This is a genomic window from Devosia sp. CN2-171 (assembly GCF_049354815.1).
GTDB lineage: Bacteria > Pseudomonadota > Alphaproteobacteria > Rhizobiales > Devosiaceae > Devosia_A.
Genome location: NZ_CP186479.1, coordinates 3,116,038 through 3,130,153 on the forward strand (window position 1 = coordinate 3,116,038; position 14,116 = coordinate 3,130,153).

16 protein-coding genes and 1 riboswitch are annotated in these 14,116 nt (G+C 65.2%); of the genes, 11 read left to right on the plus strand and 5 right to left on the minus strand.

What is annotated here, in order from left to right; genetic code table 11:
- Entirely contained in the window at positions 1-876 is an 876-nt protein-coding gene (gene dapF, locus ACOYW5_RS15470; protein ID WP_423065785.1) for a diaminopimelate epimerase, read from the minus strand.
- A gap of 288 nt (positions 877-1,164) precedes the next feature.
- Positions 1,165-1,710, minus strand: a complete 546-nt coding sequence (locus ACOYW5_RS15475) for a DUF2087 domain-containing protein (RefSeq protein ID WP_423065786.1) — start codon at positions 1,708-1,710, stop codon at positions 1,165-1,167.
- A gap of 256 nt (positions 1,711-1,966) precedes the next feature.
- Here ACOYW5_RS15475 and ACOYW5_RS15480 point away from each other — a divergent pair, with 256 nt between their 5' ends.
- On the plus strand, positions 1,967-2,467 hold the full coding sequence (locus tag ACOYW5_RS15480; protein WP_423065787.1) for a class I SAM-dependent methyltransferase: 501 nt from the start codon (positions 1,967-1,969) through the stop codon (positions 2,465-2,467).
- A 19-nt stretch (positions 2,468-2,486) separates the two neighbouring features.
- Here ACOYW5_RS15480 and ACOYW5_RS15485 read toward each other — a convergent pair whose 3' ends face one another.
- Positions 2,487-2,981, minus strand: coding sequence for a hypothetical protein (locus tag ACOYW5_RS15485; protein ID WP_423065788.1), 495 nt, complete (start codon positions 2,979-2,981; stop codon positions 2,487-2,489).
- Positions 2,982-3,315: 334 nt separating this feature from the next.
- Between ACOYW5_RS15485 and ffh the strand changes: the two genes are divergently transcribed.
- The 4 genes from ffh to trmD are packed head-to-tail and all read left to right on the plus strand — an operon-like array spanning position 3,316 to position 6,596.
- A complete protein-coding gene (gene ffh / locus ACOYW5_RS15490; RefSeq protein WP_423065789.1) occupies positions 3,316-4,920 on the plus strand; it encodes a signal recognition particle protein in 1,605 nt (534 codons plus the stop codon).
- A 36-nt stretch (positions 4,921-4,956) separates the two neighbouring features.
- Complete coding sequence (gene rpsP / locus ACOYW5_RS15495; RefSeq protein WP_423065790.1) at positions 4,957-5,364, plus strand: 30S ribosomal protein S16; 408 nt, start codon at positions 4,957-4,959, stop codon at positions 5,362-5,364.
- Positions 5,365-5,367: 3 nt separating this feature from the next.
- Complete coding sequence (gene rimM, locus ACOYW5_RS15500) at positions 5,368-5,913, plus strand: ribosome maturation factor RimM (protein WP_423065791.1); 546 nt, start codon at positions 5,368-5,370, stop codon at positions 5,911-5,913.
- Positions 5,910-6,596, plus strand: a complete 687-nt coding sequence (gene trmD, locus ACOYW5_RS15505; protein WP_423065792.1) for a tRNA (guanosine(37)-N1)-methyltransferase TrmD — start codon at positions 5,910-5,912, stop codon at positions 6,594-6,596. Before rimM ends, trmD begins: the two co-directional genes overlap by 4 nt.
- 13 nt (positions 6,597-6,609) lie before the next feature.
- Here trmD and ACOYW5_RS15510 read toward each other — a convergent pair whose 3' ends face one another.
- Both ACOYW5_RS15510 and ACOYW5_RS15515 read right to left on the minus strand, forming a co-directional pair.
- Positions 6,610-7,152: a copper chaperone PCu(A)C gene (locus ACOYW5_RS15510; RefSeq protein ID WP_423065793.1), complete on the minus strand. Its 543-nt coding sequence runs from the start codon at positions 7,150-7,152 to the stop codon at positions 6,610-6,612.
- 39 nt (positions 7,153-7,191) lie between these two features.
- A complete protein-coding gene (locus ACOYW5_RS15515; protein ID WP_423065794.1) occupies positions 7,192-7,542 on the minus strand; it encodes a hypothetical protein in 351 nt (116 codons plus the stop codon).
- A gap of 95 nt (positions 7,543-7,637) precedes the next feature.
- A riboswitch (cobalamin riboswitch) is annotated at positions 7,638-7,837 on the plus strand.
- A 61-nt stretch (positions 7,838-7,898) separates the two neighbouring features.
- On the opposite strand from ACOYW5_RS15515, the gene ACOYW5_RS15520 reads away from it, so the two are divergent.
- The 6 genes from ACOYW5_RS15520 (at position 7,899) to ACOYW5_RS15545 (ending at position 14,079) form a co-directional block, all read left to right on the plus strand.
- Positions 7,899-8,483: a HupE/UreJ family protein gene (locus ACOYW5_RS15520; RefSeq protein WP_423065795.1), complete on the plus strand. Its 585-nt coding sequence runs from the start codon at positions 7,899-7,901 to the stop codon at positions 8,481-8,483.
- A 334-nt stretch (positions 8,484-8,817) separates the two neighbouring features.
- Positions 8,818-9,363, plus strand: coding sequence for a 50S ribosomal protein L19 (gene rplS / locus ACOYW5_RS15525; RefSeq protein WP_423065796.1), 546 nt, complete (start codon positions 8,818-8,820; stop codon positions 9,361-9,363).
- A gap of 123 nt (positions 9,364-9,486) precedes the next feature.
- A complete protein-coding gene (locus ACOYW5_RS15530; protein WP_423065797.1) occupies positions 9,487-10,098 on the plus strand; it encodes a hypothetical protein in 612 nt (203 codons plus the stop codon).
- 112 nt (positions 10,099-10,210) lie between these two features.
- Positions 10,211-11,014 (plus strand): MBL fold metallo-hydrolase, encoded by an 804-nt coding sequence (locus ACOYW5_RS15535; RefSeq protein ID WP_423065798.1) that lies wholly within the window; start codon positions 10,211-10,213, stop codon positions 11,012-11,014.
- A 164-nt stretch (positions 11,015-11,178) separates the two neighbouring features.
- Positions 11,179-12,015 carry a PadR family transcriptional regulator gene (locus ACOYW5_RS15540; RefSeq protein WP_423065799.1) on the plus strand — a complete coding sequence of 279 codons (837 nt, stop codon included), beginning with the start codon at positions 11,179-11,181 and terminating at the stop codon, positions 12,013-12,015.
- An 87-nt stretch (positions 12,016-12,102) separates the two neighbouring features.
- A complete protein-coding gene (locus ACOYW5_RS15545; RefSeq protein ID WP_423065800.1) occupies positions 12,103-14,079 on the plus strand; it encodes an NAD(P)-binding protein in 1,977 nt (658 codons plus the stop codon).
- Positions 14,080-14,116: the final 37 nt, after the last annotated feature.

The following is a 14,116-nucleotide window of genomic DNA, read 5'->3' on the forward strand; positions in this document are numbered from 1 at the left end:
TCAGGCGACCTGCTGCTCGCGCGTCCACGAGCCGGTGAACGGGTCGAAGCTGCCGGCGAACTCGAGTTCGGCCGGACCGGTGAGCAGCACATGATCGTCGGCGCGCCACTCGATGACGAGATCGCCGCCGGGCAGGGTCACCGTGGCCTTGCGGCCGGTGCGCTTGGTGCGGGCGGCATTGACGAGAGCGGCGCAGGCAGCGGTACCGCAGGCCTGGGTGAGGCCGGCGCCGCGCTCCCAGGTGCGGAGGATCATATGATCGGGCGCGACGACCCGGGCGATCGAGATGTTGGCGCGCTCGGGAAAGATCGGGTGATTCTCGAGCAGCGGGCCGAAGCGATCGAGCGCGTAGTTCCAGACGTCGTCCTCGACCCAGAAGGTGGCGTGCGGATTGCCCATCGAGGCGACCGACGGAGTATGCAGCACGGGTGCGTCGATCGGCCCGATCTGCAGCTCGATGCCGGTGGTATCGTAGAACTCTTCTGCCAGCGGGATTTCCTGCCAGCCGAAGCGGGGCTTGCCCATGTCGACGGTGATGAGGCCGTTGTCGAGCTCATCGCCGGTCAGGATGCCGGCCAGCGTTTCGAAGACGAAGTGCCTGGTGCCGCTTTCGGCGCTCAGCGCCTGGACGACGCAGCGCATGCCATTGCCGCAGGCCTGGGCCAGCGAGCCGTCGGAATTGATGATCTCGATATAGTTGGCGGTGCCGGGGGTGCGAGGATCATGGATGGCCATGATCTGATCGTACTTTGTGGCCGGGTTGGCGTTGATCGCCATGGCCGCGGCGGGCGTTACCTTGTCCTTACGGCCACGCATGTCGGCGACGATGATCTCGTTGCCGAGCCCGTTCATCTTGAGGAATGGGGCGTTGGACATGCTGGACCTTTGGCAGCGCCTTTGGGTTGCGAGGCTGTATATGGCGGAAGTGACGCGAAATTGCCAGTGGCGGGGGAGATTGAGGTTGCCGGCAGAGCGTGTTGCCCCACCCCACCCAGCTTCGCTAGGACCTCGCAGGGCGAGGACCAAGCTCCGCTGCCCTCCCCATCGAGGGGAGGGAGAAGATTGAGCCGACGTAGCGGTGCCCTTCTCCCTCCCCCTCGGGGGGAGGGATCAAGGGTGGGGGTGGCCAAGTGCTCCAGTGTAATGATTCACGTGAGACACTCGCTACGCCTTCGCCTTGGCCGCCAGTTGTTCCAGCAATGGTCCAAGCTCTGCCGGCGGCGCTCGCTCGATGCGGCGGTACTCGCGTCCATCGACCGTGCGTTCGAGCATTTTGGCATCAACCATGGCGCGGCGGATCAGGGCGTGGTCGCCGAAGACGTGCCAGTCCCTGATATGTTCGCTGATCTGGCGCTCGGTGAATACAGCGCCGCGCGGGATGCGCGACCAGAACACCCATTGGCAGAGGGTCTGGAGGTTGAGGCGCGACGGCCAGCTGGTCAGCGCGCCCTCGGCATCGAAATAGCGCAGGGCTTTCTCGACCTGTTCGAGCCTGGCGTGGGGGCCGGGCTCGGCCGCGATTTTCAGCCGGTCGGCGGTCTCGGCATCGGCGCGTAGGTGCTGGTAGTTCTGGAAGCCGGCGGCCCTGGCGAGAAGGTTCAGCAGCTCGACATGGGTCGGGAGCCCATCGTGCTGGCTGAGGCTCTGGCGCAGGGTTTTGGCGAAAGGCGAAAGGTCGGCGACCTCAAGCGGAATGGCAGTTCTGGGCATAACTCATCCTCGGATGGTGCCGATCCAGATAGGACTTCGCGGTCGCCGGCTTGCGAGTGGCACGAGGAACGAGTGCGATCTCGACGATATCGGCAGGTTTAGCTCCCCTTCCGGGGCGGCGACGCCTGGGTGAACTGCAGACCCGGCGCCGGTATAGCGCTGCTGGGGAAAGCGGGCAACGGGCCATGGTGTGGCCACGTTCGGTCACGTAGCTCGGCTCCGGTATTGCGTAAGGGGGGAGTCGTCGGTGGGGGACGTGGCCAAGAGGCATCGCTGGGCGGTGGAGCTGTTGGCGCCGCAGCGGGGCGAAAGCGTGCTTGAGATCGGCTGCGGGCATGGGATCGCCACCGGCCTGGTGCTGGCGGCGGGCGCCGATGTCGTCGCCGTCGACCGCTCGGGCAAGATGGTCGAGGCCTGCATCAAGCGGAACGCCGGGCTTGGGCGGCTGACGGCGTTCGAGAGCGAATTCGAGACGCTGGATCTCGGCACGTTCGATGCGGCCTTCGCGGTGAATGTCGACTTCACGCGGCACGAGGATCGGGGTTGGGCGTCGGCGTTTCGCAAGACAGTGAAGCTGGGCGGCCGGATTGTGCTGGTGCTGGAGGCGCCGGGAATACGGACGGCCGAGCGGTTCGCGCTCACGGCAGCGGCGGGCCTCGCGGGTGTGGGGTTCGAGGTGGATACGCTGCTAGGCGAGGGGATGGTGGCGGTGCAGGGCGTACGGCGCGATGCATCCCCGGGGCAGTCCCGGGGATGACCTGGGCAAGCAGGCCAGCCTATCGGCTGCGGGCTGCGAGACGGAGGAGCTGCTGGAGCGAGGCCTTGCGCCGCGACAACTCGAAGGGCGGCTCCTTGCCGGCGGCGAGGCCCAGGACATCACCTTCGCCGGTGTCGACCACATCGACGAGATAGAAACCTGCGGCCTGACATTCCCAGCCACCACCGGAGTTTCCGGTCGCCGGGTTGTAGGTGTTCGCCCCGTATTTGAAGCAGAGTTCGAAGACCTTCGGTGTCTTGGTCTTTGAGAGCTTCCAGTTGCCGCGCACCACGACCTTGTTGCCCGGATAGAGCAGGTAGGTCTTGCCATTGGCGGCGATGTACTCGACCTGGGTGCCGTGCGCCCGATCGTAGGTCACCATGGTCTTGTTGACGAAGAGCGACTTCGTTTCCGCGTAGTCGATAATGTAGGGCTTGTTTCCGGCGGCAAGTGGGGCCGAGGCTGATAGGGCCAAGGCCAGCGTGCCGAGCAGCAATGCGCGTATCTTATTCATGATAATGTTTCCTGAAACGAACGTCAGCAAATAGAGTTAGGCTCCACCGCAAGTAAAGCTGGTGCTGGTCGAATGGATAACTCGGACGGTAAACGCGGCTTTGGGGGCGCGGGCCGGACGAAGCGATTGGTCCGGTTTCCTTGACTCCGCCCCATTCCTCCTCTATCGACGCCGCCAATTCCTCAGGTTGAACGCCTGAAGGCCGACCGGGACCCGCAAAGGTATAAAGAGATCCCGGAGGCTCACACCCGACAGCGCGATGCGCCCTCGGGTGTGTTTGGCGTTTGGCCTGATGGACCCTACATCCCGTGCAAACGGGACATGAGGACGACGGATGTTTGAGAGCCTAAGCGACCGGCTTGGTAAAATCTTCGATGGACTCCGCGGGCGCGGTGCGCTCGGGGACAAGGACGTCGACGAAGCGCTGCGCGAAGTGCGCCGGGCGCTGCTCGAGGCCGACGTTTCGCTTGAAGTCGTGAAGGCCTTCGTCGAGCAGGTGCGCGAGCGCGCCGTCGGCGCCGAGGTTACCCGTTCGATCACGCCGGGCCAGCAGGTCGTCAAGATCGTCCATGACGAGCTGGTCAAGGTGCTGGGCGAGACCCAGGTGCCGATCGACTTCAACACCACGCCGCCGATGACCATGCTGATGGTCGGCCTGCAGGGTGCGGGCAAGACCACGCATGCCGGCAAGATTGCCAAGCGCATGAAGGAGCGGCAGGGGAAGAAAGTTCTTCTCGCCTCGCTCGACGACCGCCGCCCGGCCGCCAAGGAGCAGCTGCGGGTGCTCGGCGAGCAGATCGGCGTCGATACGCTGTCGATCATCGCCAATGAGAAGCCGGTCGATATCGCCAGGCGCGCCCAGCGCGAGGCCCGGCTCGGCGGCTATGACGTCGTCATTCTCGATACCGCCGGCCGCACGCATATCGACGAAGAGCTGATGGAAGAGACGGCGGCGGTGAAGGCCGCGACCGATCCGCACGAAATCCTGCTCGTCGCCGATGCGCTGACCGGCCAGGACGCGGTGAACCTCGCCCGCTCGTTCGACGAACGCGTCGATATCACCGGTATCGTCCTGACGCGCGTCGACGGCGATGGCCGTGGCGGTGCGGCGCTCTCGATGCGGGCCGCGACCGGCAAGCCGATCAAGTTGATCGGTACCGGCGAAAAGATGGATGCGCTCGAGGACTTCCATCCCTCGCGCATCGCCGATCGCATCCTCGGCATGGGCGATATCGTCTCGCTAGTCGAGAAGGCGGCGCAGAACGTCACGGCCGAAGATGCGGCCAAGATGGCGAAGAAGCTCAAGAAGGGCACCTTCGACCTCGACGACCTGAAGAACCAGCTGCTGCAGATGAAGAAGATGGGCGGCATGGGTTCGCTCATGAACATGATGCCGGGCATGGGTCAGATGAAGAAGGCGCTCAACGGCGCCAACATCGACGAGAAGGTCTTCGACCGCCAGATCGCCATCATCAACTCGATGACCCCCAAGGAGCGCGGTAATCCCGACCTGCTCAATGCCAAGCGGCGCATCCGCATCGCCAATGGCTCGGGTACCAAGGTCGAGGACGTCAACAAGCTGATGAAGCAGCACCGCCAGATGGCGGACATGATGAAGAAGGTCTCGAAGGGCGGCATGGGCGCGCTCTCGGGCATGTTCGGCGGCAAGGTCGGCGGCATGATGCCCGGCCTCGGCAACATGCCGGACCCCAGCTCGATGGACCCCAAGGAACTCGAGCAGCTCGCCCGCCGCATGGGCATCGACCCGGCGTCGATCCCGCAGCAGGCGGAAGCGCCCAAGCAGCTCGCACCCAACAAGCTGCCGACCGATGTCGGCCAGCTCCTCAAATCCGGCTCGGGACTTCCCGGGCTTGGCGGCGCGCCGCGCTTCCCTGGCCTTCCGGGCCTCGGTGGCGGCTTCGTGCCGAAGAAGAAATAACCCTGAACCTAGAACTGAAATCGAAGGACTGAACCTATGTCGCTGAAACTCCGCCTTGCCCGCGCCGGCACCAAGAAGCGCCCCTACTACCACGTCGTCGTCGCCGATGCCCGTTCGCCCCGCGACGGCCGCTTCATCGAAAAGATCGGCAACTACGATCCCAAGCTCGCCGACAAGGACAAGCGCGTCACCCTCGTGACCGAGCGCGTCCAGCACTGGCTGAGCGTTGGCGCCCAGCCGACCGACCGCGTGGCGCGTTTCTTCGACGCCGCGGGCCTGTTGAAGCGCGAAGCACGCAACAACCCGGAAAAGGCCGTGCCGGGCAAGAAGGCGACCGAGCGCGCCGAAGCCAAGGCGAAGGCCGAGGCCGATGCGGCTGCTGCCGCCGCTGCTCCGGCTCCGGCCGCCGAAGAAGCTGCTGCCGAAGCCGCTGCTTCCGAGTAAGCCGTGGCAACGAGCGATAGCGCAAACCTGCTGCTGGTGGGCCGCATCGGTGCGGCCCACGGGATCAAGGGCGAGGTGCGGGTGCAATCCTTCACCGAGGACCCGCTGGCGCTCGTTTCCTATGGCCCGCTGGCGACGAGCAAGCCGGGCCTTACGATCCGCATCCTCGCGGCGCGCACCACCACCAATGTGCTGGTGGCGCGCATCGAGGGCGTGAACGACCGGACGGCGGCGGAAAAGCTGAACGGGGTCGAGCTCTTCATCGACCGCGCGCTGCTGCCCGATCCGGACGACGAAGACGATTTCTACCATGCCGACCTGTTGGGCCTCAGGGCCCAGCTCGCCGACGGCACGGCGCTCGGCACAGTCAGCGCGGTCCCCAATTTCGGGGCCGGCGACCTGCTCGAGGTGCGCGACGAGCGTTCGGGCGACACCTATCTCTACCCGTTCACCAAGGCCGTGGTGCCGGAGGTGAAGGTGGCGGACGGCTATCTCGTCATCGAGCCGCCGGTCGAGACCGAACCGGGCGAAGAAGAAGAACCGGATTGAGCTTCTCGGCTTCGGTCATCACGCTGTTCCCCGAACTGTTCCCCGGCCCGCTCGGTGCCTCAGTGATCGGGCGGGGGATGGCGGATGGGCTGTGGAGCCTTTCAGCTACCCAGCTGCGCGATTTCGCCGCCGACCGGCACCGGACGGTGGACGATACGCCATCGGGCGGTGGCGCCGGGATGGTACTGAAGCCCGACATATTGGCGAAGGCCATCGACGCGGTGGCGCAGGAGGGCGATCCGCGGCCGCGGATCCTGATGTCGCCACGCGGGAAACCGCTGACGCAGGCACGGGTGCGCGAACTCGCGGCGGGGCCGGGGGCGGTGATCGTCTGCGGACGGTTCGAGGGGATCGACCAGCGGGTGATCGAGGCGCGCCAGCTCGAGGAAATCTCGATCGGCGACTATGTGCTCGCCGGCGGCGAAGTCGCGGCCATGGTGCTGCTCGAGGCGGTGGTGCGGCTGATCCCGGGCGTGCTGGGGGCGGCCGAGAGCCATGCCGACGAGAGTTTTGAGAACGGGCTGCTCGAATATCCGCAATACACCCGGCCGCAGGTGTTCGAGGGGCGGGAGATCCCGGCCGTACTGACTTCGGGCGATCACGGCAAGGTGGAGAAGTGGCGGCGCGCCGAGAGCGAGGCTCTTACCAGGGCGCGCCGGCCGGATCTGCTGAAGGGGCCGTAAGGCCCCGTCCCCCTTACTGTGCCGGAGCCATCATCATGTCGTGGTGCATGTGCTCGGGCGGGGCGTCGGCGGCGATCTCGCCGATGTTCAGTTGGACGGGGATAGCACCGGCCTTCTCGAACTCAAGCGTCACGTCCATGCACTCGCCGGACTTGAGCGGCTGAATGATGTCCATGAACATCAGGTGATAAGCATCGCCGCCGGGCGCGAGGGTGACGGTGCTGCCGGCCGGAATTTCGAGGCCACCTGCGATTTCGCCCATCTTCATCATGTCGCCCTCCATCTTCATCTGATGGACCTGGACAGCCTTGGCGTTTTCGGTCGAGCCTCCGAGGAGGCGATCAGGGCTGCTGCCCTTGTTCTCGATGACTAGATAGCCGCCGCCGATCTTGGCGCTCGGAAGGGTGGCGCGGCTGAAGGCGCCCGAGATGGTGATGTCGCCGGCGGTGAAGACCTGGCCGGTGGGGCAGCCATCGTGCTTCATGCCCATGTGGGCGAAGGCCGGGGTGGCGAGGAAAGCGAGGCCGAGAGCGGCTGCATGGAGTGCGGATTTCATCTGTCTGATCCTTCGAATGGAACTTGGGTTCGATGGCGATCAGGCGATGGGTGGACCTCGGGCGAAGTACTGGCCGGCCGGAGTGGCGGGGAGGCTGAGGACCGGCAGGGCGCCATAATGCACGCCGGCGACGATGCGGAGCGGCAGCGGGGCATCGCAGGGCGCGGGCAGGTCGGCCGCGGCGCCGAGGCGGCAGGCGTGGCAGGGGGAGTGGGCCTTGTCGTTCGAACCGGGGCTGTCGCCGCACCAGCTCATATCCACAGTGGCGGTGAGCACGTCGTGCGGGCCGGCAGTGGCGGAAACCGGCGCATGGGCGAAACTGAGGAACACCAGCGCCAGCACGAGGCAGGCGCGCAGCAGTTCGATCCCCATGTTCCGTGCGTCGTGCACCGGCTTCGTCCTCGTTCAGGCGCTCTCTAGCGCAAGAGGGACCTTCGCGTCATGCGGCAAATGCGTTGCGGGCGATTGCCAGCGGGCGCGTGAGGTGCCAGAGATAGGCCGACGGTGCGCAATACTTGAAAATGAAAATATTGCGTGAAACGGGAAGTTGGGTGCCGTAAGGTGAGCCAACGCCGCCCCCGCGACTGTAACGGACGATGCCCCCTTCAGCGTGCCACTGGTTTGCACCGGGAAGGCGAGGGGGGAGGTCCGGAGCCAGGAGACCGGCCGTCCGGTGGTGACCCAAACCGGGACCATCGAACATGAAAAACGCGCGGGACGGTGGGTCCCGGATCTGGAGATTTGATATGCGCGCGCTCTTTGCCTTCCTGTTGATCCTCTTGCCGACGGCCGCCTTTGCTCATAGCGGGCATGGCGATACCGCGGGCCTGCTGCACGGCTTCATGCACCCCGTTGGCGGGCTTGACCACGTGCTCGCCATGGTGGCGGTGGGCGTGTTCGCCTATGTGCTGGGCGGGCGGGCGCTGTGGCTGGTGCCGCTGAGCTTCGTTGCGATGATGGCGGTGGGCTTCGGGCTTGGTGTAGCGCAGGTCGACGTGCCGTTCGTCGAGCTCGGGATTGCGCTCTCGAGCGTGGTGATCGGCGGCGTGGCGGCGCTGGGCCGGCCGATGCCGGTGGTGGCCGCCTCGACGCTGGTCGGCGTGTTTGCCATCTTCCACGGCCACGCGCATGGCGCCGAGATGCCGGCGAACGCGGCGGGCTTTGAATATGCGCTCGGCTTCATGCTGGCGACGGCGTTGCTGCACCTTTCGGGCATCGGCGCGGCGATGGGGATGTCGAAGCTCGTCGGCAAGTACGGCAAGGCGGTTGCGCAGGTCGCCGGTGGCGTGTTTGCGCTGGGTGGCGTGGGCGTGCTGGCCGGTTGGCTCTGAGGCGAACCTCGGCATCGCCAAACGAACAGGGTCATCCCCGCGGAAGCGGGGATCTCCGTTTTGGGGCAGGCATCGCAAACGGAGGTTCCCGCTTTCGCGCGAATGACGCCCGTGAGTGGGGTCGCCCCCTCCACCAGCTTCGCTGGTCCCCCTCCCCCGCTGCGCAGGGGAGGATGAAGAGAGCCTAGACTCGCGGGCGTTCTTCATTTATAGCGCGCACGCCCATGCCTCAGGCTGTGGGCCAATAAGCGCATATAATCCGTGCAAACAAGACCGGGCGGTCGGCAGAGCCGGCGAAACGCTCCTTTGAAAAAATCGAAGAACGGAACCAGAAATGTCCAAGATTATCGCTGAGCTGAACCAGGAGCAGCACGACAAGCTGCTCGCCAAATCCAGCCACCCCGAATTCACCCATGGCGACACCGTCAAGGTGTGGGTCAAGATCCGTGAAGGCGACAAAGAGCGCCTGCAGGCCTATGAAGGCGTCGTGATCGCCCGCTCCGGTGCCGGCATCATGGAAAGCTTCACCGTGCGCAAGATTTCGTACGGCGAAGGCGTGGAGCGCGTGTTCCCGGTGCTGTCGCCAAACATCGACCGCGTCGAAGTGATCAAGCGCGGTAAGGTCCGTCGCGCCAAGCTCTACTACCTGCGCGACCGTCGCGGTAAGGCCGCCCGTATCTTCGAGAACGTCGGCGCCCGCACCAAGAAGATCGAAGCCGGCGAGCGCACCGCCGCTCTCGAGGCCAAGAACGCCCGCGAGGCCGAGAAGATCGCCGCCGCAGAGGCATTGGCCAAGGAGCTCGCCGAGAAGGACGCCGCCGAGGCCGCCGCTGCTGCAGCCGCCGAGGCTGCTGCGGCGACCGAGCCCAAGGCGGAATAATCCGCCACAGTTTCGGCACGAGTGCGATTAGATTCAGCCCGGCTTCAGAGCCGGGCTTTTGATTCCCGGTGTCGGGAGTGGTTCGGGCAGTTGGGACGCCCGGACGCTACGGGAGAAATCGGAATGGACGCTGCTCTTCAGGACGCGGAGGAGAGACGGCACATTGCTGCTGAATTGCGGGCCGAGGCCCGCAATGTGCTGGTCGATACGGGCCTGCTCGAACTGCTCAACGCCCGCTTCGGCGAGGCGGTGGTGACCGGCAGCGCCGGGTACGACCTGATGGTGTGGCGCGATATCGACATCCACATGCCGTGCGAGGCCGATCGCTGGGCCGAATGGGCGGGGCTCGCCGCCGATCTCGCCATCCAGTTCGACCGGGCTGGCCTCCAGCTGCACAAGGCGAGCTTTCTCAACGACTATGTCGAGCCGCATCCGCTCGGCGCCGGGCTCTACTGGGGCATCGAGTTCCGCGATTTCGCCGGCAACGAGTGGAAATGCGACATCTGGGGCTGGGAGCCGTTCGATTTCGCGGTGCGCCAGGCCCGCGACGCGAACCTCCGCGCCGATCTCTCTGCCTGCGACCGCGACCTGATCCTGAGGCTCAAGCACGAGGCGCGAGAGCGGCCGGGCTATTACGGCGTGATGGTGGGCAGCTGGGACATTTATCAGTTCGTGCTGGCGGGCGCGGGCGAGACGCTGGACGAGCTGGAGGAATGGAAGGGGCTGGTGGCCTAGACGGATATGATTAGCCCGGTGATGCCGGGACCATTGCACTATTTCATTCTGCGTTCAGGCGGGCTCCGGTTAAGACTGTGTCCGGCAGCACCACATGACCGGAGAGTTTTCGATGCAATCCTATATTTGCGTCACCTGTGGCGTGGGCCATGCGCCGTCGGAGCTGCCGCCTGAGCGCTGTGCCATCTGTGATGACGAGCGGCAGTATGTGACCGCGGCGGGGCAGCGCTGGACGACGCTGGCGGAGCTGCAGGCCAAGCACACGATCGAGTTTCGGGAGCAGGAGCCGGGGCTGGTGGGGATCGGGGCGGTGCCGCAGATTGCCATCGGCCAGCGGATGCTGCTGATCCGGCAGCCGGGGGGTGGGGTGCTGTGGGACTGTACGCCGCTGGTGACGGACGAGGCCGTGGCGCGGATCAAGGAGTTGGGTGGCGTGCGGGCGATGGCGATCTCGCATCCGCACTTCTATTCCTCGATGGTCGATTGGTCCGAGGCGCTGGGCGGGGTGCCGATCCATATCCATGCCAGCAACCGGCAGTATGTAATGCGGCCATCCGAGCGGGTCAGCTACTGGGATGGCGAGACGCTGGACCTCACGCAGGGCGTAACGCTCATCCGCTGCGGCGGGCATTTTGAGGGCTCGACCGCGCTGCACTGGCCGGGCGAGGACGGCAAGGGCGTGCTGATGACGGGCGACACGATCATGGTGGTGCCGGATACGCGCTGGGTCAGCTTCATGTACTCGTATCCCAACCTGATCCCGCTGCCGGAGCGGGAGGTGCGGCGGATCGTCGGGTGTGTCGAGCCGTTCGCCTATGACCGGGTGTATTCGGCCTGGTGGGACCGGGTGATGACGAGCGACGCGAAGGCGCGGATGCGGGCGTCGGCGGAAAGATATATCGCGGCGATACGCTGACGTCTCCGTCATCGCTTTCCGCAAGGGGAGAAGGAAGAACGGAGAGAGAAGCGCCCTCCACAACGTCAGCCTCGCTGTCATAAGATATATCTTGAGTGTATCTTGAACTCGCTCGTTGCCGGTTTTATCTTCCCCTCACCGTAAGATATATCTTGGAGTGAGAGATGCACCACGATCACGATCCGCGCTGGGAGCGTCAGTGGCGTCGCATGGAAGCGATGGCGCGGCGGGGGTTCCGCAAGTTCGGGGATTTCAACATGAACATCAACCCGGGCGAGTGGGGCGGCTTCGGGGGCAATTTCCGCATCGGGCGGATGCTGGCTTCGGGCGACCTGCGCCTCGTGGCGCTGTACCTGATCGAGCAGCAGCCGCGGCACGGCTATGACCTGATCAAGGCGGTCGAGGAGCAGTCGAAGGGGTTCTATTCCCCGAGCCCCGGCATCGTCTATCCGGCGCTGACTTATCTCGAGGAAGCGGGCTACGTAACCTCGTCGGCCGAGGGCAACAAGAAGCTCTACACCATCACCGAGGAAGGCCGGACGCATCTCGACGAGAACCGCGAGGCGATCCAGTCGACGCTCGACTTCCTCGCCAAGGCCGGCTCGGGCATGGAGCATTTGCGCGAGCGCATGGGCAGCCGCGACTTCCCCTTTACGCCGGAGGAGGCGGAGCAATTCCGCGAGCGATTTCGCGGCATGGGGCGCCAGTTTGGCCGCCACGGCTGGTTCAATGACGCGGAAGCTCCGCCGCCTCCGCCCCCGCCCGGCGGCGAACACTGGCACGGACGAGGCGAAGACTTCGGCCGGCACGAGCGCCCCGACCGTGATATCGACGACGTGGCGCCGGAAGTGAACGAGGCCCGCAAGGCGCTTAAAAAGGCGATCAAGGCGGCGATCAAGCGCGGTCCGGAACAGGAGCGGCGGGTCAGCGAGATCCTGCAGCGGGCAGCGCGCGAGATCCGTGACGGGCTCGACGACGAGGGCACTGATATCGACCTGTAGGCACAATCACGCCTTTCGCCGGGCACGATTGACAACGGCTCCCGCCCGCTCCGATGCTCCGGCATTCGGGTGGCGGGAGTTTTCATTATGGCAGATTGGTCTGAACGCGATCGGGAACTGGGAATGGACCGGCCGATCAGCCGGCGCGATTTCCTCAACGGCGTGGCCCTGACGGTGGTTGGCGCCGCAGCGTCACAGGCCGGGTTCGGCATAGGTCCGGCACAAGCGGCGCTGAGTGAGCAATATCCGCCCGAACTCAAGAACCTGCGCGGGCATTCCGAGGGCGCGATGAATGTCGGCCACTCGCTGCGCGACGGCACGTTCTGGTCGAGCGCCGGTGCGCCGGAAGCAACCGGCGAGAGCTACGATCTCGTGGTGGTCGGTGGCGGCATTTCCGGCCTCGCGGCGGCGCAGCTGTTCCAGAAGCACAAGCCCGGCAAGGTGCTGATCCTCGAGAACAACGACGATTTCGGTGGCCATGCGCGTCGCAACATATACGTGACCGCGAGCGGGCGGACGGTAATCGGCTATGGCGGCAGCCAGTCGCTGCAAACGCCGACCTATTTCTCCGATGCCGTGCACTCGGTGCTCAAGGATGTCGGGATCGAGCTCGAGAAGTTCGAGGGTTACTACAACAGCGACTGGGAGGACGAGCGCGAGCTGGGGAGCGCGGTGTTCTTCGCCAAGGAAGTGTTCGGCGAGGACAAGCTCGTGGCCGAAGGTGAAGCGGCGGCCGACTGGGTGCCGGAGACGCCGCTCAACGACAAGGCCAAGGCCGACCTGATCGAGCTGATCGACGCGCCGCGCGACTATCTCGAAGGCAAGACGCGCGAGGAAAAGCTCAAGATCCTCAGCGAGACGACCTATGCCGATTTCCTCACCAAGATCTGCGGCTACGATCCGCAGCTCGTCACGTACTACCAGGAATCGACGGGGGGTTATTTCGGTATCGGCATCGAGGGGACGACCGCGCTCGACGCCTGGGGCAACTGGAACCCGGGGTTCGGCGGCATGGACCTCGGCGAGCATCCGTACAAGACCATGAGCCCCTCGGGCCGGCTCGCGCTGACCGACCCGGACCCGTACATCTACCATTTCCCCGACGGCAATGCGGGCGTCGCGCGGGCGCTCGTGCGGAAGCTCATTCCGAGGGCGTTGGCAGGCACCAGCATGGAAGAGCTGGTGTCGGGCAAGCTCGAGTACACCGTACTCGACGATGCGGCCAACGATACGCGGCTGCGGCTCAATGCGAGCGTGGTGAAGGTTGCCCACGATGGCGATCCCGCGGCGGCGCAATCGGTGACGGTCACCTATGTCGAGGAGGGGAAGCTCAGGACCGTGAGCGCCAAGCAGGTGGTGCTGGCCTGCTGGCACCGGATCATTCCCTACATGACCGACGAGATTTCGGCGGAGCAGGTCGCGGCGCTGAACGACCAGATCAAGGTGCCGCTGATCTACACCAACGTGCTGCTCAACAACTGGCGGGCGTTCAAGGAGGCCGGGATATCCGGCTTTGATGCGCCGGGCCTGTTCTTCGACGGGGCGTCGATGGATTTTCCGGTATCGATCGGGGACTACAAGTTCGCCGACACGCCTGATGATCCGATCATCCTGCATTTGAGCAAGGTGGTGGTGACGGGCGAGGTGGGCGTTTCGGCGCGTGAGCAGGCGCAGCAGGGGAGGCAGCTCCTCACCACGATCACGTTCGAGGACATGGAGCGGCACATCCGCGACATGCTGAGCCGGGCACTGGCGGGGACCAGTTTCGATGCAGCGCGCGATATCGAGGCGATCACCTGCAATCGCTGGAGCCATGGCTATGCGCTCGAATACATGCGGCCCTGGGATGGCTACTGGCCCGATGGACCGCTGCCGATCGATGCGGCGCGGAAGGGCTGGGGGCGGATCGCCATCGCGAACTCGGACTCGGGTGCCTATGCCTATGCGCACTCGGCCATCGACCAGGCCGCACGGGCAGTGGACGAACTGCTCGGCGGTGGAGTGATTACGGGGTTTTCGACCTTCCCGGGACCGCCGGAGGAGAAGCTGGGGCTGGTTGGGTGAGGCACATCCCCATCCCAAACTCGATTGTCATCCCTGC